General features: G+C 36.1%; 17 protein-coding genes and 6 tRNA genes. 15 read left to right on the forward strand and 8 right to left on the reverse strand.

Annotation, left to right across the window (positions count from 1 at the left end; all coding sequences use genetic code 11):
- The first annotated feature begins 70 nt into the window (after window positions 1-70).
- The 3 genes from M2306_RS00115 to M2306_RS00125 are packed head-to-tail and all read left to right on the forward strand — an operon-like array spanning window position 71 to window position 1,525.
- Window positions 71-460 (forward strand): RNA-binding S4 domain-containing protein, encoded by a 390-nt coding sequence (locus M2306_RS00115; RefSeq protein WP_115091529.1) that lies wholly within the window; start codon window positions 71-73, stop codon window positions 458-460.
- Entirely contained in the window at window positions 417-1,049 is a 633-nt protein-coding gene (locus tag M2306_RS00120; protein WP_498882716.1) for a methyltransferase domain-containing protein, read from the forward strand. Before M2306_RS00115 ends, M2306_RS00120 begins: the two co-directional genes overlap by 44 nt.
- The gene (locus M2306_RS00125) at window positions 1,028-1,525 is read left to right on the forward strand and encodes a phosphoribosyltransferase family protein (RefSeq protein WP_115091527.1); all 498 of its coding nucleotides are present in this window, start codon (window positions 1,028-1,030) and stop codon (window positions 1,523-1,525) included. Before M2306_RS00120 ends, M2306_RS00125 begins: the two co-directional genes overlap by 22 nt.
- On the opposite strand, the gene M2306_RS00130 is transcribed toward M2306_RS00125, so the two are convergent.
- A complete protein-coding gene (locus M2306_RS00130) occupies window positions 1,522-2,043 on the reverse strand; it encodes a shikimate kinase (protein WP_181816712.1) in 522 nt (173 codons plus the stop codon). The genes M2306_RS00125 and M2306_RS00130 overlap by 4 nt on opposite strands.
- Window positions 2,044-2,181: 138 nt before the next feature.
- Between M2306_RS00130 and M2306_RS00135 the strand changes: the two genes are divergently transcribed.
- From M2306_RS00135 to M2306_RS00160, 6 genes are all read left to right on the forward strand, one after another.
- Window positions 2,182-2,254 (forward strand) — tRNA-Lys (locus tag M2306_RS00135).
- 32 nt (window positions 2,255-2,286) lie between these two features.
- Window positions 2,287-2,359 (forward strand) — tRNA-Lys (locus tag M2306_RS00140).
- A 50-nt stretch (window positions 2,360-2,409) separates the two neighbouring features.
- A tRNA-Lys gene (locus tag M2306_RS00145) sits at window positions 2,410-2,482 on the forward strand.
- Between the two features lie 41 nt (window positions 2,483-2,523).
- Window positions 2,524-2,596: transfer RNA gene (locus M2306_RS00150), tRNA-Lys, on the forward strand.
- A gap of 42 nt (window positions 2,597-2,638) precedes the next feature.
- Window positions 2,639-2,711, forward strand: a tRNA-Lys gene (locus M2306_RS00155).
- A 93-nt stretch (window positions 2,712-2,804) separates the two neighbouring features.
- A tRNA-Leu gene (locus M2306_RS00160) sits at window positions 2,805-2,886 on the forward strand.
- A gap of 157 nt (window positions 2,887-3,043) precedes the next feature.
- Here the strand turns inward: M2306_RS00160 and M2306_RS00165 are convergent.
- The 3 genes from M2306_RS00165 to gldJ all read right to left on the reverse strand — a co-directional run bounded on the left by M2306_RS00165 (window position 3,044) and on the right by gldJ (window position 6,462).
- Window positions 3,044-3,496 carry an NUDIX domain-containing protein gene (locus M2306_RS00165; protein ID WP_259189798.1) on the reverse strand — a complete coding sequence of 151 codons (453 nt, stop codon included), beginning with the start codon at window positions 3,494-3,496 and terminating at the stop codon, window positions 3,044-3,046.
- A gap of 63 nt (window positions 3,497-3,559) precedes the next feature.
- On the reverse strand, window positions 3,560-4,864 hold the full coding sequence (locus tag M2306_RS00170; protein ID WP_259189796.1) for a UDP-N-acetylmuramoyl-tripeptide--D-alanyl-D-alanine ligase: 1,305 nt from the start codon (window positions 4,862-4,864) through the stop codon (window positions 3,560-3,562).
- Between the two features lie 68 nt (window positions 4,865-4,932).
- On the reverse strand, window positions 4,933-6,462 hold the full coding sequence (gene gldJ / locus M2306_RS00175; RefSeq protein ID WP_181816710.1) for a gliding motility lipoprotein GldJ: 1,530 nt from the start codon (window positions 6,460-6,462) through the stop codon (window positions 4,933-4,935).
- A 205-nt stretch (window positions 6,463-6,667) separates the two neighbouring features.
- Here gldJ and porU point away from each other — a divergent pair, with 205 nt between their 5' ends.
- The 5 genes from porU (at window position 6,668) to M2306_RS00200 (ending at window position 14,535) form a co-directional block, all read left to right on the forward strand.
- Entirely contained in the window at window positions 6,668-10,516 is a 3,849-nt protein-coding gene (gene porU, locus M2306_RS00180) for a type IX secretion system sortase PorU (protein ID WP_259189785.1), read from the forward strand.
- A 39-nt stretch (window positions 10,517-10,555) separates the two neighbouring features.
- Window positions 10,556-11,698 (forward strand): type IX secretion system outer membrane channel protein PorV, encoded by a 1,143-nt coding sequence (gene porV, locus M2306_RS00185; protein ID WP_115091477.1) that lies wholly within the window; start codon window positions 10,556-10,558, stop codon window positions 11,696-11,698.
- An 86-nt stretch (window positions 11,699-11,784) separates the two neighbouring features.
- Entirely contained in the window at window positions 11,785-12,267 is a 483-nt protein-coding gene (locus M2306_RS00190; RefSeq protein ID WP_002987283.1) for a cytidine deaminase, read from the forward strand.
- Window positions 12,268-12,485: 218 nt separating this feature from the next.
- Window positions 12,486-13,877 carry a hemolysin family protein gene (locus tag M2306_RS00195; protein WP_115091476.1) on the forward strand — a complete coding sequence of 464 codons (1,392 nt, stop codon included), beginning with the start codon at window positions 12,486-12,488 and terminating at the stop codon, window positions 13,875-13,877.
- 238 nt (window positions 13,878-14,115) lie between these two features.
- Window positions 14,116-14,535 carry a GNAT family N-acetyltransferase gene (locus M2306_RS00200; protein ID WP_259189770.1) on the forward strand — a complete coding sequence of 140 codons (420 nt, stop codon included), beginning with the start codon at window positions 14,116-14,118 and terminating at the stop codon, window positions 14,533-14,535.
- Window positions 14,536-14,592: 57 nt separating this feature from the next.
- On the opposite strand, the gene bshC is transcribed toward M2306_RS00200, so the two are convergent.
- The 3 genes from bshC to M2306_RS00215 form a co-directional block, all read right to left on the reverse strand.
- Window positions 14,593-16,182, reverse strand: coding sequence for a bacillithiol biosynthesis cysteine-adding enzyme BshC (gene bshC / locus M2306_RS00205; protein ID WP_259189767.1), 1,590 nt, complete (start codon window positions 16,180-16,182; stop codon window positions 14,593-14,595).
- 103 nt (window positions 16,183-16,285) lie between these two features.
- Entirely contained in the window at window positions 16,286-17,689 is a 1,404-nt protein-coding gene (locus tag M2306_RS00210) for an FIDD domain-containing protein (RefSeq protein ID WP_498882717.1), read from the reverse strand.
- The gene (locus M2306_RS00215; protein ID WP_498882718.1) at window positions 17,664-18,197 is read right to left on the reverse strand and encodes a hypothetical protein; all 534 of its coding nucleotides are present in this window, start codon (window positions 18,195-18,197) and stop codon (window positions 17,664-17,666) included. Before M2306_RS00215 ends, M2306_RS00210 begins: the two co-directional genes overlap by 26 nt.
- A gap of 136 nt (window positions 18,198-18,333) precedes the next feature.
- Here M2306_RS00215 and M2306_RS00220 point away from each other — a divergent pair, with 136 nt between their 5' ends.
- Window positions 18,334-20,532, forward strand: a complete 2,199-nt coding sequence (locus M2306_RS00220) for a B12-binding domain-containing radical SAM protein (RefSeq protein ID WP_259189761.1) — start codon at window positions 18,334-18,336, stop codon at window positions 20,530-20,532.
- Here M2306_RS00220 and M2306_RS00225 read toward each other — a convergent pair.
- Window positions 20,518-20,871, reverse strand: a complete 354-nt coding sequence (locus M2306_RS00225; protein ID WP_259189760.1) for an SdpI family protein — start codon at window positions 20,869-20,871, stop codon at window positions 20,518-20,520. The two genes, M2306_RS00220 and M2306_RS00225, sit on opposite strands and share 15 nt — an antisense overlap.
- Window positions 20,872-20,876: the final 5 nt, after the last annotated feature.

Genomic DNA, 20,876 nt, shown 5'->3' on the forward strand with positions numbered 1-20,876 from the left:
ATTTTAGTAGTGCAAGATACAATTTTACTTTATTTTTGTCTTGTTTATTGAAGAATTTTAATATTTAATTATGCGTATTGACAAGTATTTGTGGTGTGTACGGTATTATAAAACAAGAAATATAGCAACTGAAGCTTGTAAGAAGGGACATATTACAGTAAATGGACAAACAGTAAAGCCTTCACGTGAAGTTTTTCCTACAGATAAAATCACATTGAGAAGGGATCAAATAGTCTATAAATTAACGGTATTAGATGTACCTCAAAGTAGAGTTGGTGCTAAATTGGTTGATATTTATCGTAAAGATGAGACACCAGCAGAGGCTTTTGAACATTTAGACTTACTCCGTCAAACCAAAGAGTACTATCGAGCGAAAGGAACGGGACGACCAACGAAAAAAGATCGAAGAGATATCGATGGATATTTGGATAATGAGGAGTATGACGAAGATGTTGAATAAATCGTATTGGGAAGATCGCTATCAAAATAAAGAGGATTTTTGGAATGCAAAGGCCATTACAACCCCTTTGAAAGAGTATATTGATCAGTTAGAAGATAAATCAATACACATATTGGTTCCAGGAGTTGGACATGGGCATGAATTAGTTTATTTGCACAAGCAGGGATTTAACCAAAGTGTTGGCGTAGATTTTACAACAATGGCCTTTGAGCAAACAATCGAAAATGAACCCAGTATTACTAAAGATGTAGTTGTTCTAGCAGATTTTTTTCAGCACCAAGGAAAGTATGACTTAATTCTAGAACAAACGTTTTTTTGTTCTCTTCCTATAGAAAAAAGAAAAGATTATGTTCAAAAAATGCATGAGTTACTTCAACCAGAAGGAAAATTAGTAGGATTGTTATTCGATACTACATTTGACCTTGATACACCACCTTATGGTGGCAATAAAGACGAGTATTTAGCGCTATTTGAACCTTATTTTACCATCGAGGTTATGGAACGAGCATTCAATTCCATAAAACCCAGACAAGATCGAGAATTGTTTATTATATTAAAGAAAAAGATATGGCACAAAAAATCATTTTAAATAAAGAGCAGATTGGGTTTAAAACCAAACGTATCGCGTATCAGATTTACGAAACATTTTCTGAAGAAGAAGAAATTGTAATTGCAGGTGTAGCGAATAGTGGTTTTATTTTTGCTCAAAAAATTGCCAAAGTAGTAGAGGAGATAGCTTCAATTAAAGTGAAATTGTGTGAAGTACAGATTGATAAGGCTAATCCTATTAATCCAATTCGCACCTCCTTAACGCCAGAAGAATATACAGGTAAATCAATTATTTTAGTAGATGATGTATTAAATTCAGGAGCAACGTTGATTTATGGAGTAAAACACTTTTTGAACGTACCAATAAAGAAGATGAAGACGGCAGTCTTAATTGACAGAAACCACAAGACATACCCTATTAAAGCTGATTATAAAGGATTATCCCTGTCTACTTCTTTGTTAGAGCACATCCAAGTGGTTTTTACGGAAGAAGATGAATACGCCTACTTAAGTTAATCTTTAAGTATCATTTTAATCTCCTCTACAATTTGATTGACGGGTTTATCATCAACAGGAATGACGTGTTTAGCTTGATAATAGAAATAGCTGCGATCAAATAAATGTTTAGCGATAAAAGTTTCAAGAGTATCTTCTGTGTTGGTTTGCAACATTGGTCGATGCTCTTTTTCTTTTGCTAAGCGTTCTGTTAAGGTCTGTATGGATGCCTTTAAATAAAAAGATTGAATCCCGTCTTGTTGCAATATGAGATGATTGTTTGCATAACAAGGGGTGCCTCCGCCTAAACTTAGTATTGCTCTTTCGTTTTTGTTTAAAAGTTGATGTAAGATTTGGTGTTCAATCTTTCTGAAGTATACTTCGCCTTTTTCAGCAAAAATTGTTGTTATCTTTTGTTGTTGCTGTTTTTCAATTTCATGGTCTAGGTCATAGTAAGAAAGTTGTAGTTCTTGGGCTAATTGTTGAGCAATTGTAGATTTTCCTGCGCCCATATAACCTAAAATAATTATTTTTTCCATAAAATAAGGGGTTGTAAAATAGTGAGTTATGCATAAATACCCCATTTTAGGGGGATGTTGTTGACAAAAATAAAACAAAAACATGATGTTTTTAAAAAAAAACGTTCTATATTTGCACCCGCAATCAGGAATTGATTAGACTCGATAGCTCAGTTGGTAGAGCACAACACTTTTAATGTTGGGGTCCTGGGTTCGAGCCCCAGTCGGGTCACAAAAATTCTAATACGATTCTAAGATTGCAATGACTCGATAGCTCAGTTGGTAGAGCACAACACTTTTAATGTTGGGGTCCTGGGTTCGAGCCCCAGTCGGGTCACAAAAAAAACATACTTTTATAAAATACAAAGCAATTCTATGGATTGCAATGACTCGATAGCTCAGTTGGTAGAGCACAACACTTTTAATGTTGGGGTCCTGGGTTCGAGCCCCAGTCGGGTCACATATTTTATAAAAACAAAGCATACAATTTATACTTGTAATGACTCGATAGCTCAGTTGGTAGAGCACAACACTTTTAATGTTGGGGTCCTGGGTTCGAGCCCCAGTCGGGTCACAATTACTTTTATAAAAATGCACTTACAAGTTACATTGTAACGACTCGATAGCTCAGTTGGTAGAGCACAACACTTTTAATGTTGGGGTCCTGGGTTCGAGCCCCAGTCGGGTCACAAAAGCTATTCCTAATCGAATGGCTTTTTTTAATTCTTTTCTTGTTTCTTCAGTAATGAAAATGAAAAAAGAATTATATTTATCACACACAAGGCCGGGTGGAGGAATTGGTAGACTCGCCATCTTGAGGGGGTGGTGTCGCAAGACGTATGGGTTCGAGTCCCATTCCGGTCACAAGTAAACGCAAATAACATCATGTTATTTGCGTTTTTTTATTTTGAAAAAGTTGAAGGATTGACGAAATTTAAACGGATGAGCATACTCAGTTTTCACTGTGTAATAGAAAAGGATAAACTTTGTGAGTTTATCCTTTTCTTATTTTTGTAGGGTGTTATCGTTTTTCGATATACTGCATAAATAAAGTAACGATTGGATGGTGTACATCCATAATATCTTCTTTTGAAAAAGAAGCTAAAGGAAACCATTGTAACGCTTTGATATCATCTTTGGGTTGAATATCTGCTGTTGTTGCAGGAATTTCCAACAGATACAAGTGGGTGATGATTTTGTCTTTGTGATTGCGGTAGCGCGGATCGTCAATTTTAGTTGAGCCTACGTACTTAATTTCATCTGGTGTGGCTACGAGGTTCGTTTCTTCAAATAACTCTCTTACAGCGGCTGATTCATAGCTAGAATCGTCTGCGTCAACGAAACCTCCGACAAATCGCCATTTGGGTTCGTGTTCTTTTTTACCTAATAAGAGAGAATAGGTGTGGTCTGAATTTAATCGTAAAACAGCAATATCGACCGTTGGTATTGCGTTTGGGTAAACTTTTTCTTGCATTTTTGTTGTTTTGAGGAGATGAAGGTAAAACAAAAAAGGCTGAAATTACATTCAGCCTTTGTGTTATTTTAAAAATGAAATGATTTTTTCCAATGCCATTCCTCTTGATCCTTTGATTAAAACTGTATGATGCGCCAATATTTGTGCTACATCTCCATATGCTGCCATGAAATCGGGTAGTGTTTCAAAAAAAGTTATCGCGGTTGAAACAGTCGTATCTTTTACTTTTGAGAATTCTTTTCCAATGAAAAAGGCTTTTTCAAAAGTGGTATCTTCTACTTGTTGGATGATGTTTTTATGTTCTTTTTCACTTGCTGTACCCAACTCAAACATATCTCCTAAAATGTAAATTTTGGGGGAAGTGGACGGGAGTTGGTTAAAGTTCGCAACAGATAGTTCCATACTCGAAGGATTTGCATTATACGCATCTAATAAAATGGTAAATGGTTCTTGTTTAATCCATTGAGATCGATTGTTCGTTGGGATATACGCTTGAATAGCTTGATTTGCTTCTTCTAAGCTCACGCCAAAATACTGACCAATGGCTACAGCAGCTGCCATATTTGTAGCATTATATTGACCAGTAAGATGAGAGGTTATGCGCTGTTCTCCTAATTGTATTGTTGCCAATTCTGTGTGTTCAATGATTTCAACTTCAAGGTTAGCTTCTGTTTCTTTTGACCCAAAAGTATACCTTGAGAAAGTGATGGTTTTTGCATCCTGTCTAGGGTCATCTGCATTGACAAAAGCCATCTTGTGATTATCTTCTAAATAATCGTATAATTCACTTTTTCCTTTAATTACTCCTTCAAAACCGCCAAACCCCTCTAAATGGGCTTTGCCAAAGTTAGTAATATAACCATAATCTGGTTGTGCAATGGTACATAGAAGCGCAATTTCGTTGAGGTGATTGGCTCCCATTTCTACGATTCCAATATCGGTTTCATCGTCAAATTGAAGTAAAGTTAAGGGTACACCAATGTGATTGTTGTAGTTGCCTTGAGTTGCTTTTACGTTGTATTTGCGACTTAAAACGGCCTTGATTAGCTCTTTGGTTGTTGTTTTTCCGTTACTACCTGTTAAGGCAATAATCGGAAGTCCCAATTGCTGTCTGTGATAGTTTGCTAATTGTTGTAAAGCTTGTAAGGCATTGGGTACAAGAAACATTTTATCTCGGTCCGTTACGAGTTTAGGATTATCCATGATTACATAACGCGCTCCTTTATCTAAAGCCTCTTGTGCAAATTCATTTGCATCAAAATTATCGCCTTTTAAAGCGAAAAAAAGACTGTTGGGCGTAATATTTCTCGTGTCAATTGCTATGCCGTCAGCTTCTGTGAAGCAGCTGTATAATTCCTGTATATTCATAAGTCAAAAGTAAAAAAAAAGTCCTAATTTTAATTAGGACTTTTAAAAGAAATATAGGTTATCTTATTTTAGTTTTTCGTTTTGCGAATCACTTGTTTTTGACCCACTTTAGTCATGGCTAAACGGAATCCGATATAGTCAGTAGCTTGATCTTCTGGATAGAATCTTCTTGTAGCTGGATCTAACCAGTATGCTCTGTCTTTCCAAGAACCACCTTTGATTACACGACTCTTATCGTTGTAAATATTAGTAATTTTGTCTCCTTTTTTATTTGTAACTGAAGTTTCAGCTAACGCATCTATGTCTTCTTCACCTGTCGCTTGTTTTACGTCTGCATCGTAAGCAATTTGAGAAACTTGTCCAGGTAAGTTACGCAAGCGTAAACGCCCATTAGATAAAGTATCAAATTTCACGGTTTGATCCGTTACGATTTGTGGTTTTCCGTCAGGCCCGATTTGGTTTTTGTAATAAATGTTCCCTTTGAAAAAGTTGAAATCTGTATCGATTTGATCAATTTGTGGATCGTATACATCCGCTACCCATTCTGCTACGTTACCAGCCATATCATATAGACCAAAATCGTTAGGAGCATAAGATTTTACAGCATTTGTGATATCTGCATTATCTGTTGCCCAACCTGCGATTCCACCATAATCTCCACGACCTTGTTTGAAGTTAGCATATTGAGACTTCAATGTATTGTTGCGTTTGTTTCCTGATTTTTTAGTAGGATTCTCCCAAGGATATGTTTTTCTTCCTTGGTAGTTGTTGTATTCTCTAGTTCCAGCCATTCCAATTGCTGCATATTCCCATTCTGCCTCAGTAGGTAGACGGTATTCAGCCGTGAAAAGACCGTAGTTCATTGTAGCATAAAGGTTTTTTTCTCCCTCTTTTGCTTTGTTTTTTACACCGCGATATACGATATCTGTATTACCTCCGTAAACAGCCTCCGGATTCGCTAAATATGTCTCAGTGCTAAAGTGAGCGTCAGCATAAGCTTCCATAATCTTAGCATCTTTTTTCAGATATCCAGCTCGCTCTAACGTTAACTCGTTCACTCTGTCTGTTCTCCATTTCGCATAGTCATTCGCTTGCAACCAAGTTACTCCAACTACAGGGTAGTTCGAATAAGCAGGGTGTCTTAAATAACTAGAAATTAGTGTTTCATTGAAACCTGATCCACTTCTCCATACGGTTGTGTCAGGTAAAGCGCTCTTGTAGATTTCTGCATAAACTTGATTCGTTGGAGGGAAAACACTCTTTAACCAGTATAAGTACTCGTTATAAGCAATGTTAGTTGTTTCAGCTTCATCTAAATAGAAAGATTGGACATACTGTTGTTTAGGATTGTTGTTCCAATCAGCCATAATGTCGTCTTGCACTCTTCCCATTGTAAAAGCACCCCCTTCAATGGATACCATACCCTTAGGATTCTGCTGTTCAAAATTCGTGTTGTACTGAAAGCCTCCTTTTTTATCATTTATTTTCCAACCAGTAGCAGAAGAAACTCCATTATTTGTGTTACTGCAACTCGTTAAACCAACTGTAGCTAGTAGGCCAGCAAGCAGTTGTAAAGTCATAAGTCTATTAATCTTCATGTTAAAAACGGGTAAATAATTTGACGCAATATAAGAATTAACGATTAATTAGCAATATCCTTGCTATGAATATTTTAAAAAAAACTTAATTTTTATGTTCAAAAATAATTATGATCATCTAAATAACGCTTTTTTTATTCGTGTATTGTATATGGAAAAAATAATTATTTTTGCTAAGGAATAATTCTTCCTCATGCAAATATATATGAAAATAATTATTAATACACTACTGATTCTTACTTGCTTTACACTTTTTTCTCAGTCGAGAAGATTGGAGTTGAAGTGGGACAATAAATTAGTCGAACAAGCGTTATCTACAGATGATTTTGACGTCGCCAAAATAGATAAAAATTTAACATTTGAAAATGTTAATAAAAAGTTAATTTACTTAGATTTGGAATCAAATATTCCATCGGGATTTAAAAATAATGTACGAATTCTTCAAGTTAGTTACGAAGATTTAGACGCGAATTTCCTATCAGACGCTCAGAAAAAATTATATCAAGGAGAATTAAAGATAGAAATTAAATCGGCAAGGATGCATGATATTTCTCAAAGTTATGTCTATTTTTCTCCGATTGTCTATGCAAATGGTGGTTTAAAACGAGTAAAAAGCATCTCGTATCTCATCGAAAATCAATCTTCTCAACCTAATATCAGACAAAATTTGGTCAATGGAGGTCGAAATCTCAACGCCAATACCGTACTTAAACAGGGAAATTGGTTCAAATTTGGCGTGAATAAAACGGGAATTTACAAATTAGATAAGAACTTTCTTACCCAATTGGGAGTTCCTTCCTCTGTTGATCCTCGTACGATTCAGATTTATGGGACAGGAGGAACGATGCTACCTATAGTGAATCAAGCAAATTATCCGACCGATTTACAAGAAAACAGTATTTATGTACAAGGGGAGTCTAAGGGAACAATGGAGGCTGATGATTATGTTTTGTTTTATGCAACAGGTGTAGATCAATGGAATGAAGAAAGTTTAACGTATCAAAACCTATATGTAGACGAAGCGATTTACTTTCTGACGTATGGACAACAACAAGGATTGAGAATTAGCAATTTTGTGGAACCTACAGCAAGAGAAACAGCAACCATTACTGAATTTGATGGAAAGGTTTTTCACGAGAAAGATCTTGTTAATATAGGTAAACTGGGCAGAAAGTGGTTTGGTGAGGAGTTTGGCATTGTCAATGACCAAAGCTTTTCATTAGAGTTAATGCATTTAAAAACTAGCGAACCCGTTACATTTGGTGTGAACACGGCTTCTAGTTCGTATGGAAATACATCTTTTACGTATACGATTAATAATAGGTTTGCTGGGGCGGTTACTTTTTTCCCTATTCGAAGTGCAACGACAAAAGGATATGAAAGCTTTTTGGAAAAAGAGGAGTATTTAAGTTCTCCTGCTGTTGAGGTAACATTAACGTATCAAAATGGAGGAGTGCCAAACTCTAAAGGATACCTCGATTATATCGAGTTTTTCTATACCGGTAACTTACTAGGAGGAACCAAACAATATCGCTTCTCTAATAATAAGGTGAAAACAATAGAAGGCGTGGTTCGTTGGAGCTTGACAAATACCAATCAAGTGAATCGAATTTGGAATGTTATGGATGTTTCAGCTATTACGACACTTCCTGTGGCTAATCAAAGTCAGTATAGCTTCAAAGCTTATGGTGGAACCAATCAGGTTTTTCAAGTAGAAATTCCAACAGATTATTACTCGCCTAAAATGGTCAATAATAGTCGAGTGCGCAATCAAGACCTCAAAGGAGCAGTTCAAGCACAAGGAACGGTTGATTACCTTATTATTACCAATGAAGCTTTTGCTTCAGCTGCACAACAATTAGCGCAATTCCATCGCCAAAATAACAACTTAAAACCAATGGTTGTAACAGTTGATCAGATTTACAATGAGTTTTCTTCTGGACAGCAAGATGGCGCAGCAATTCGAAACTTTGTTCGTTATGTCTATGAGAGCATGCAACAAAAAGGAAGTGAGTTGAAATACCTTAACTTATTCGGTACAGGGTCTTATGATTATAAGCAGCGAATAGAACAAAATGCGAATATTGTGCCTTTACATTATGGAATGAGTAAAACGAAAAAAGCGCAGAATAGCAATTCTAACTTTTCGATGTACACCACCTTTATGTCAGATGATTTTTATGGCTTGCTCGATGAAGGAGAAGGCGATATGTATAATGTAGTCTTTGGAATTGACCTTACGGTTGGAAGGATATTGGCGAAGAATTCGGATGAGGCCAATCAGGCAGTTCAGAAAATAATAGCGTATCACGGAGATCAAGCACGCGGACGTTGGAAAAATAACCTCGTTGCCATGGCGGATGATGTTGATAAATCGTCTGATTACGTTTTACAAGTTGAAACGGATACTATTGTAAATCGTATTTTAACCCATAATCCGTTTTTTAATGCCAAGAAAATCTACCTTGATGCTTATGTACAAGAAACATCCGCAGGAGGAAATCGCTATCCGCAAGCAAGGTTAGACTTCTTAGATGCTATTGAAAAAGGAGCTTTGTTCATTAATTATTTAGGACATGGTGGAGAGGATGGATTAGCTCAAGAACGTGTTTTCACAATTGAAGATGCTCGAAAGTTAAGTAATGAAAATAAATATCCTGTTTTTTCTATTATTACGTGTGAGTTCAGTCGATTTGATGATCCGAATTACACAAGTGGAGGTGAAGTATTATTTAATAATTCAAAAGGTGGGGCTATCGCTTTGATTGGAACGACGAGAGAAATCGGAATTGATATTGGACGATTGTTGAATCGAACCTTTACCGATTTGTTTTTTGAGCATGCTGCGACCTATTCTATGGCGGATGCTTTGAGACATACTAAAAATGCATATACGAATAGAGATAAAAATGTCGTTTCATTTATTGGAGACCCGGCGTTGAAAATTGCATTGCCTCATTTAAAGGTAGTGTTGTCTCAAGTGAATGAAGAGGATGTTCAGCTAACAACAAACAACCCTGTAAAAGCGTTAGACTATGTAAAGATGAAGGGAGAGGTGCAAGATGAAGGAAATAATGTTGTCAATTCTTTCACCGGAAGTTTAGCCGTTGAGATTTATGACAAGTATTTAGATAAGAAAACATTGGGGAATGACAATGTCATGAACAATGGTATTCCTTGGGTAATGGATTATCAAACTTTAGGAGAGGTAGTCTTTAGAGGAAATGCCAGTGTAAAAAATGGGGCTTTTTCTTTTGACTTTATCATGCCAAAAGATATTCGACTCAATGAAGGAAAAGGGAAAGTGAGTTTTTATTCTTCGAATCAAGAGATTGAATATACAGGAAATAATGATGATTTAGTGATTGGCGGGCTGAATGAAAATGCACCAAAAGATATTACTCCACCTATAGCGAGACTATATATGGATAATGAATCTTTTGTCTCTGGAGGAGCAACTGACAATAATCCTGTATTTCTTGCGTTTGTTGAAGATGAAAGTGGGATTAATACGGCTAGCGGAATAGGACACGATATCGTAATTGTGGTAGATGATAAGGAAGATAAAAGTGTGATACTTAACGATTACTACGAAACTGAGTTGGATAATTTCAGAAAAGGAAAGGTGACTTACCAGCTGAAAGAGTTAGATCCAGGAATGCATACGATTCAATTTAAAGTATGGGATGTATACAATAATTTGTCAACCACCGAAATTCAGTTTTTGGTTAAACAAGATGAAGCCTTAAAAATTGAAAAAGTATTGAATTACCCTAACCCTTTTGTCAATTATACGGAGTTTTGGTTCACACACAATAGACCATTAGAGCCTTTGGATGTTCAAGTGCAGATTATGACGATTACGGGAAGAATTGTAAAAACAATCAATCAACAGATCACAACGGAAGGAAATTTAAGTCGTGAGATACAATGGGATGGACGTGATGATTTTGGAGATCGAATCGGAAAAGGAGTCTATATTTACCGCTTGACTGTATGTTCATCACAGACGGGAAAAAAAGTCGAAAAAATAGAAAAATTAGTTATACTTTAGGAAACAATTATATTTGTATAATTTTATAAACACAACTGAATGAAAAATTTCACAGCATTAGTTATATCTATACTAGGAGGATCTGCACTGTATGCACAGACAGATATGCATCCCATAACAACAGGAGTTCCTTTTTTAACGATTGCAGCTGACGCAAGATCAGCAGCTATGGGAGATATGGGAGTTGCGACTACAACAGATGCTTTTTCACAACAACACAATGCTTCAAAATACGCTTTTGCAATAAAAGATCAAGGATTTGCGATGAGTTATACGCCGTATATGTCTAAGATATCTAGCGGAATGTCTCTTGCTCAAGTAAACTATTTCAATAAATACAACGAACGAAGTGCATTTTCTGTAGGGTTCCGTTATTTTGGAATGGGAGAAGTGACTTATAGAGAAGATTATAATAGTATTGGAGCAACGTACAAACCAAGCGAATTTGCGATTGATGCATCTTATGCATTGAAATTAAGTGAGAAATTTGGTATGGCTGTTACTGGGCGTTTCATTAATTCCAATCTGAAATTACCTGATACAGGAGATGGTGATGCATCAAGCGCAAGTACATTTGCTGTTGATATTTCGGGATTCTACCAATCGGATAGAATGTCTTTTTCTGACTTTGACGGGCGTTGGAGATTTGGTTTTAATTTACAAAACTTAGGTCCTAAAATGAGTTATAGCGATAAACCAACAGGAGATTTCTTACCTGCAAATTTAAAATTAGGAGCTGGTTTTGACTTTATTTTAGATGATTATAATACCTTAACGATTACCACCGAGTTTAATAAATTAATGGTGCCAACTCCTCCAGCAGATGTAACTGATCCAGAAGAGATGCGCAAGTATAACGACACAGGATGGTTTAAAGGAGTGTTTAAATCTTTTGGTGATGCACCAGGCGGTTTTAGTGAAGAAATGAAAGAAATTGCTTGGGCAATGGGAGCAGAGTATTGGTATGACAATACATTTGCATTCCGCGCAGGTTATTTCAATGAAAATAAAAATAAAGGAGCTAGACAATATGCAACACTAGGGGCAGGATTTAAATACAGTATGATTACAGTCGATTTATCGTACTTGTTCTCTACATCAAAAATCAACAACCCACTAGAAAATACACTTCGTTTTTCCCTAACGTTTGATTTAGGAAGAAAAACATACCCTAAAGGATAACAAAAGAAAAGTATTATATTTGTACCCTAATCCAAACCGTTTTACCAAAAACGAGTTTGGATTTTTTATCTCTAATCGTTTGACTTATGAAAAAAGTAGAAGTAGTAACGACCTTCATTGAATATGAATCGATTCGCGAATTAGCACAACAAGATCAAGAATTGATGGAACAGGCGATTGCCATTCGAAAAAACGCCTATGCACCTTATTCTCAATTCCGCGTAGGAGCTGCTTTACTGTTAGAGGATGGAACGATTGTATTAGGATCGAATCAAGAGAATGCTGCTTTTCCATCGGGTTTATGTGCAGAACGCACCGCTATTTTTCAAGCAGGAGCTTTACATCCAGGTAAAAGGATTTTAAAGCTAGCAATTTCAGCAACATCAGACTTAAAAGTAACGGATCATCCCATCCCACCTTGTGGTGCATGCAGACAGAGTATATTAGAATATGAAGTGAAACAAGCTCAACCTATTGAGATGTTTTTTATGGGAGCAGAGGGAATTGTTTGTTATTCACCTTCTCTCCTTAATATGTTGCCTTTTCATTTTGATGCAAAATCAATGTAAAAGACAAGAACAAATAAGTAGATATAAGTAGAATAGGGTATAAAATAAAAAGTTTTACCCTCTTGATACCTAGTTAATTACTCGTTTTGAAAAAAACGAGTGTTAACCTTGATATTATATCAAATAAATTATTAATTTTGATATGAAAAGGCGATGAAACTAAAACTTCGCTTCCAGGTCCCTAAAAAAATTGAACGCGGACCTTTTGAATTTATAAAATGGACACATACCCCCAGATCATCACAATATTAGCTAGCGTTAATATTGTTCCCGAAGAAATTTCAATTGGTAAGTTATTGCTTACGTTATTCTTAGTATTCCTAAATGGATTTTTCGTTGCAGCAGAGTTTGCAATTGTAAAAGTAAGAACCTCACAAATTGAAGTACATCAAGAATTAAACTCTAAAGTAGCTGGTGTTGCTAAAAATATAGTTGCAAACTTAGATGCCTATTTGGCAGCAACTCAATTAGGAATTACATTAGCATCATTAGGATTAGGTTGGGTTGGAGAAAGTTCATTGACTCCCGTTATCATGAAGGCATTTGATTTATTCGGTATGACTGGACCAGAATGGTATTCAGTTGCCAAGAGTATTTCATTTCCAATAGCCTTCGCTATTATTACGATTTTGCATATTGTTTTTGGTGAATTAGCACCAAAATCAATCGCGATTCATTTCCCTACAAAAACAACATTCTCTATCGCTTTACCGTTGCGTGTATTCTATTTTGTATTCAAACCGATTATTTGGATGATGAATGGATTAGCAAATGGTATTTTGCGTATGTTCGGTATTACACCCGTACACGGTTCAGATATACATACAGAAGAAGAGTTGAAAATGATCATCACCGAAAGTCAAGCAGGTGGTGCAATCGAAGAAACAGAACGACTATTGATTCAAAATGTTTTCGATTTTGATGATAGACGTGTAAACAATATTCAAACGCTGCGTAAAAATGTTTCAGCAATTGAAATCAATACAAGCGTAAAAGAAGCCATCGATTATGCCATTACAGAAGGGTATTCTCGTTTTCCAGTGTATGATGATTCCCTTGATGATATCAAAGGAGTAATTTATACCAAAGATTTGATGAAAGCCATGATCAAAGAAAAAGAGGACGTATCTCTTGCTTCTTTAATGCGTGAGCCTATTTATATTTCGGAAAATGCATTGATTAAAAATGTATTGAAACAGTTTCAAGCAAAACACTTGCAAATGGCAATTGCAACCAATGAGGTTGGAGAGTTTACAGGTATTGTTACGATGGAAGATATTTTAGAAGAATTAGTAGGAGAAATTCAAGATGAGTATGACAATGAAGAACCGATTGTAGTTTCTACAGGTGAAGGCGTATACATGGTGGATGCTCACTCGAATATTTCTGATATCAACCGTTGGTTGCCTTTCAAATTTGAAGAAAGTGAACATTATGATACATTAGCGGGATTAATCAGTGAAGTTTGCCCTGATCAAGAATTAAAAGAAGGTGATATCATCGATTTAGAACATTATACAGGAGAAGTAGTCAATATGTATCGAAACTCGGTAGAAAAGGTTCAATTAACGTTGAAAGATGAACATCTAGAAGATATAGCACAGAGCTAATAAAAAAGGCAACCGAAAGGTTGCCTTTTTTATTGGAAAAGAGAAAAGAGTGTAGGGGCGAATGGCATTCGCCTTCATGCATGATAAATCTAGTATTATTTGCCTAAACTACATCAAGCACAAACCTCACAAAGCACAAACGGTCCAAATAGAAATTAACAAATAAAAAGGAGTAGGTGAATTTGTTGAATTAAAAAAAAGACGGTACTTACATCCTTTAATGGAATCATAGAATAAGATGAAATATCAAGCCGTATATCAAATAATAGAAGTAGAAACGTATTGTAATTTACGTGTACAATCGGGATTATCTCCTAAAACAAAAGAAGCTGCCGCTATTGGCTTGCGTAATTCGCTTTGTTGTGTTGCTATTTTAGACGAAGCCAACAACAAGGAAGTAATTGGCATGGGACGACTGATAGGCGATGGAGCCTGTCATTGTCAAGTTGTGGATATTTGTGTTTTACCAGCCCATCAAAAAAAAGGATTAGGTAAACTAATTATGAAGAAATTGGATGAATATATTCAAGAAAATTTACCTGTTTCCTGCTACATTAACCTAATTGCAGACGGTGAAGCTTATCGATTATATGAACAATATGGATTTAAATCCGTTTGGCCTGCATCTCGTGGAATGGGATACACAAAAAAAGAGTAGGTTATTTATTGAAATGGTATAAAAAAAGGTAGGGGCGAATATTCGCCCCTACCTTTTTTATAAAGTTATAATATCAAAATCGTGATCTAATGGTCGGAGCTGTTCGACTAGTTTTTGTATTAAATCATCTCCTGTTTCTTGATAGAACTGTGCAAAGTTATAGTAACGCTCTTGCAGACTATTTTTAGGGAATAATTCCAATTGAATAGCCAAGATGCGATCAAGTACTTCTTTGTTCTTTTTCTTTTCTGCTTTTTGTAAGCGTTTTTCCAAGTGATCAAGTCCTTTGATTTGTTTTTTCTCTTGCGCATTTACTGCCCCAATAAACGAAGCATCGGTTTGTTGGGCAAGTGCTCTGAGTTGATCAAATTGTTGCTGTAATACCTGACGTTGTGCGTCAAAGTCAAAAGAAACATCAGATAATTCGGCTGATTTCTTTTGTAGTAATACTTCTGCAGGAGCAAAAACATCAGACCAGGTAAGTTGTAACTTATCTAATTTTTTGACCTGTTTTTCTGTAGCAAGTAAGACTGAATTTCTCAACAATAACATAGGAAAATCAACCTGATGTAAATCAAAGACTGGTTTCAATTGCAACCAGTACGCTAATTCTCCTCCTCCTCCGATATAACATAAATTCGGTAGAATGGTTTCTTGGTATAGAGGACGTAAAATTACGTTAGGACTGAAACGCTCTGGGTGATTACTCAGTTCTGCTAGTATCTCTTCTTTGGAGAAAGAAAGCGTTGTATTGTTAATCTTGAATCGATCTTGATCCCAAATGATACGCTCGCGTAATTGGTCCTGAATGTAAAATAAGTTAATGTCTCTAGGGGTTACTTGAACAAAATAATCCTCAAGAATAGCATAGGTTTTCTCTACCTCTTGAATGGCATTTTGTTGCAGCAATTCTTGTTGTATACTAGGTGCAAAAAGAGATTTCAGCTGAACATGATCTCCATCGACAATAACTAAGCCATAAAATTCAAATAATGCATTGGCTAAATAACGGGTTGCATCAGCTAAGTTGTCGTGTTTGAGGTAGCTCTCTTCAAATAAAGTTTTGAGTTTTTTAGCATGGTCCCCAGCATTTAATTGCCCTTTAAATACTTCGTAGACTTTGTCTAAGGTTGCTGTACTCAAACGACCTACAGGGCCTTTGCTTTCTTGATCCCAACAAATCTTCTTATCCTGAAAATAGAAGTGATTAATTTCTTCAAAATCGTGATCTTCGGTTGCCATCCAAAAAACAGGAACAAAGTTGTACGCCGGGTATTGTTGTTTCAATTCTACCGTCAAATTGATGGTAGAAACAATTTTATAAAGAAAATACAGCGGACCTGTGAACAAATTCAATTGATGTCCTGTTGTAATGGTAAATGTGTTTTCCTCTCGCAATAAAGCTATATTTTGTTGGGTTGCAGCGGATAATTCTATGCCCTGATATTGTTCAACTAACGCATCGTGTAAAACACGGCGTTTTTCAGTTGAAAAATGCTGTTGTTTGGCTTCTATCTGCAGTTTAAAATTAGCTAAAGTGGGAAAATGTTGATATAATGGTTTTAATTTCTCCGCTTGGTTGAGGTAATCAACCATTAATTTGGAAAAATAACCAGAGTTTTGAAATGTAATTGTAGGTATAGTCATAAGACACAAGGTCAATTAGAAAGTTTGTTTTAAAAAAAAAAGTTTTACTATCAAGATAGTAAAACTTTTTAAGCATAGTAAAAATACGGTTTTATTTCAAATATTAATACATTAATTCAATCCATCCGGAATAAACACCCGTGATAGCTTCAAAATAATACCAGTACGTTCCACTTGGTAGTTTGGTACTGCCATTCGATTGTCCATACCATTCGTTCGTATATCCTCCTGTTTTTTTGTAAACTTCAATTCCATTTCGGTTGAATAGCCTCAAATTAATTACACCATAAGGTGTTAGGTCCCAATTGTCATTGAGTCCATCACCATTAGGAGAAATTCCTTTAGCAATGATACAGCCTTCAGTTGTCACAGTGAAACTATCTTCAAAGGTACAATCGTTTAACTTTGGAAGCCCATAGTCTTTTTTCGCATAGATATAGATGGTTTTAGGGCCATAAAAGATACTCTCAGGTGTATTCAATTTGATGTTATTTCCTTGATTATTTGATTCTAAATAATACGCATACCCCTCCGGCAATTCTGGAAGTCTATAAGGAGTACATTCGGTGGTTACTTGGTCTTCCATTCTAAATCTTGGCACGGCATGCAAGCGGATTTCAGATTGCGTCGAACAGGTATTGTTATCTGTTATTTTAACGGTGATAAGCTGTTCTTGGTAGTAAGGCACCAAGTGATTGGAAGGATCCTCTATGGCATTCGTTTCACTTTCTGCATCCTCAGGTGAATTAAAAAAATGAATGTTGTATTTTATCTCGTCTTTATTGCTTAATAAGGTACTTACCGTTTGATTTAAATCATAAACCAGTCCCGTTTCTGTTTCAGTTGCACAAAGCTCAGAATAAGTGAAAGCAGTCGATTTAATATCGATGTCATTGACAACTAATTGCAAAGGAATATCGATCGGACATTTATCGTCAATGGTCATGCGTATGGTAATGGTATTACGCATCGAGCTATATTTAGTTGGGTTACTGATCTTGCGAATGGTATCATTAAATGGCTCGAAATAAGTGAAGTCAATCTTTCCAATATTGTTTTCACTGAGTTTGTTTTCAAATCGGGTTAAATTGAACGTGGCTATCTTTTCTTTATCTTTTAGTTCTTCAACACATAAGGCGTATTTTAAAGGCTCTTTGGGTTTTTTGGGTACTTCATTAAGTACTAGTTCAATTTCAAGTGTTTTTAGAAAATTCCCATTAGCTCTTTTAAAACGCGCATAAATTTGTTTGGGATTATCTTCTGCTTTCACAGTATAAGGAGAGGATAAGACATTAGTTGAGGTTGTTTTTTTTGCGTCCTCTCTGTCTTCGAAGAAATCGATGATAAATGTTTGTTCACTATTGTTGATGTCTTCTTTAATAAGGTCTAAATCAAAGATTTCTTTATTGTCATAATTTTCATCACATTGTTCGTATGTTTTTTTGTCAAAGTCGCAATTAAGTACTGCATTGGCATTCCCGTCAAAAAGAGATGGTAAACCCTGCATCGGTATCAGACCAGCGATTAACAGCAATCAAAATACCATCTCCAGGTTGTACGTCGTAATATCGTACAAAACCCGGTACAGTAGCTGTATTTCCTAGCCATGTAGATGCACCTGGCTCTTCACATAGCATTGTTTCTGTCATAGACAGACCAATGTCATATTGACGAGCATCTACTCCATCATTTTGTGAGCCTCGATCGGCAGGGCCAAGATTGTCAAAATTTGGGTTTTTCCAAGAAGCAAAGTCGTAATCAACAGGTGCATTAGGACTAATACGAAAGGTAAAGGTAGATCCTGATTCAATTTCTACATAATAAAGAACTAAGGAACTTGACAGAGGATTAAATGGCCCACAAGAGGTTCGCAAGTTGGTGTAGTTGGAATTAGGAGGCGTTTGTCCACCTAATTGTTCGTTTGAACATAGGTTTGTAACATCTTCGGGATTTATTCGTTGTGAATATATTAAATTAGATGTGATTAGTAATATTAGTAGTGAAAAATACTTCATATCGTTAGTTTTTGGGTTGAGTGTATAGTAAATATAACTTAAAATTAACTTAAAATAAATCTTTTGCTAGAGAATTTTTTAAAATATTATTTATACTAAGAAAATGTAGGTAATTTTGTCTCTTAAATTATCTAGGGTGCAAACGACAATTACATTAATTACTCCGCCTTTTACACAGCTGAATACACCATATCCAGCAACAGCTTATATTACAGGTTTTTTGAATACCTTATCCATTTCAAGCTATCAAAGTGATTTGGGAATTGAAGTGATTCTGCGACTGTTTAGCAAAAAAGGATTGACTCGTTTATACGATCATATTCACACAGTCGTAGGGGAGGTTAATGGCAATACGCATCGTATGTTGGCTTTAGAAAATGAGTATATTGCTACGATAGATGCTGTAATTAAATTTTTGCAGGGAAAAAATCCAACGTTTGCACATACCATTATCAAAGAAGATTTTTTACCTAGAGCCTCTCGATTTGATCAGCTAGAAGAGCTAGAATGGGCTTTTGGTTCGATGGGGATTCAAGATCAAGCGAAGCATTTAGCGACGTTGTATCTTGAAGATATAGCGGATTTAATTGTTGATACAGTTGATCCTCATTTTGGGTTTAGTCGTTATGCCGAACGTTTAGGACGATCAGCGCATACTTTTGATGAGTTATATGAGTCGTTGCAGCAACCTTTGACCTTTATTGATGAATTGACCCTTGAACTTTTAACGGGGATTGTTGCTCAATCTAATCCCAAGATTGTTGGATTTTCAGTGCCTTTTCCAGGTAATTTATACAGTGCTTTTCGCTGTGCACAATGGATCAAACAAAATCATCCCGAAATAAAAGTAACAATGGGTGGGGGATACCCCAACACGGAGTTACGTTCCTTATCCGACACCAGAGTATTTGAGTTTTTTGATTTTATTACCCTAGATGATGGGGAAGCGCCTTTAGAAAACCTAATTCTCCATGTTGAAGGGAAATTAGCACAAGAAGAATTAAAACGCACGTTTGTGTGTAAGGATAATAAAGTGGTCTATATTAATAATCCACTTAAACGAGATTACAAACAAGCAGAAGTTGGAACGCCCGATTATTCAAGCTTAAAGCTCAATGACTATATTTCCGTAATTGAAGTTGTCAATCCGATGCATCGTATGTGGAGTGACGGACGTTGGAATAAGTTAACCATGGCACATGGTTGTTATTGGGGAAAATGTACGTTTTGTGATATTAGCTTGGATTATATCAAGGTATATGAGCCTGTAGCCGCTAAGTTAATTGTCGATCGAATGGAGACGTTAATTGATCAAACGGGAGAAACGGGATTCCATTTTGTAGATGAAGCGGCGCCACCGGCTTTGATGCGTGAAGTAGCTTTGGAAATTATTCGAAGAAAAATCACAGTATCTTGGTGGACCAATATTCGCTTTGAGAAAAGTTTTACTCGTGATTTGTGTTTCTTGTTAAAAGCTTCTGGTTGTATTGCGGTATCAGGTGGACTAGAGGTTGCCTCTGATCGTCTGTTGAAACTCATTGAAAAAGGAGTAACCGTTGAACAAGTGGCGCGCGTGAATCGAAACTTCACGGAAGCAGGTATTCTAGTACACGCCTATTTGATGTATGGATTTCCAACGCAAACGGCACAAGAAACTATCGACAGTTTAGAAATGGTTCGTCAATTGTTTGAAGCTGGTATTATGCAATCGGGTTTTTGGCATCAATTTGCGATGACTGCCCATTCTCCTGTAGGAATGAATCCCGATGAATACAAGGTAATTGCGCAGAAGAAAGAAAATAGCGCTTTTGCCAATAATGACGTGCCCCACGTGGAAATGAATGGTGCCATTCACGATAAGTTTTCCTTCGGATTAAAGAAATCCTTGTTTAACTATATGCATGGCATGTGCCTAGATTGGCCACTAAATGAATGGTTTGATTTTAAAGTACCCCGTACATCAGTTCAACCCGATTATATTGCCTCTTGCTTAGAAAGTGAACTTTTACCAACGTATAGAGGAAATCAAAAAGTAGTTTGGTTGGGAACCTATCCATATAAAGAATATTTTTCTAAGAAGAGAAAAGGACAAGTACGCGAAATGGTCAATCTGATCTTCTACACTAAAAATGATACGATTACTATTAGCCTAGACCTAGAAGAAGGCGATTGGTTTGCTTCTTTTATTGAAGAATTAAAGGGAAGTACCACGCAAACGAAAACCTATCAAGAGATGAAAACGAGTTTTGAAACGACGTGTTCTACTGACTTTGAGCTATTTTGGTTTTCAAAGCCAGTACAACAATTGCGTGAAACGGCACTACTTGTGGTTTAGCGTAGTTTGTTTTTTTTCGAATTGATATAAGCGTAATTCAGTATAAAAGATCACTAGAATTGTACCTCCCAAAATAAAAAACACTTCCGTTGAGGTATAATACGTTTGGGGAAGAACAGCAAAATAGAATAGCAAATTGATTGCGAATGCTAAACTGCCCAAGATTAGCAGTAGTTTTCCGCTTAATTTTTGAGAAAAATCCCAGTTTTCTTGATTTTTCATGCTTCGAGGAGTTCGATAACCTATAAGGCCAATATCTTTGCACTTTGGTATAAGCCATCCAACAAAAATATAGAGGATTGGCACAAAAAAGTAATGGAAAAGAGTAGGGGTTGACATAAGCA

Origin of the sequence: Myroides gitamensis, from assembly GCF_029894455.1 — a bacterium.
Lineage (GTDB): Bacteria > Bacteroidota > Bacteroidia > Flavobacteriales > Flavobacteriaceae > Flavobacterium > Flavobacterium odoratum.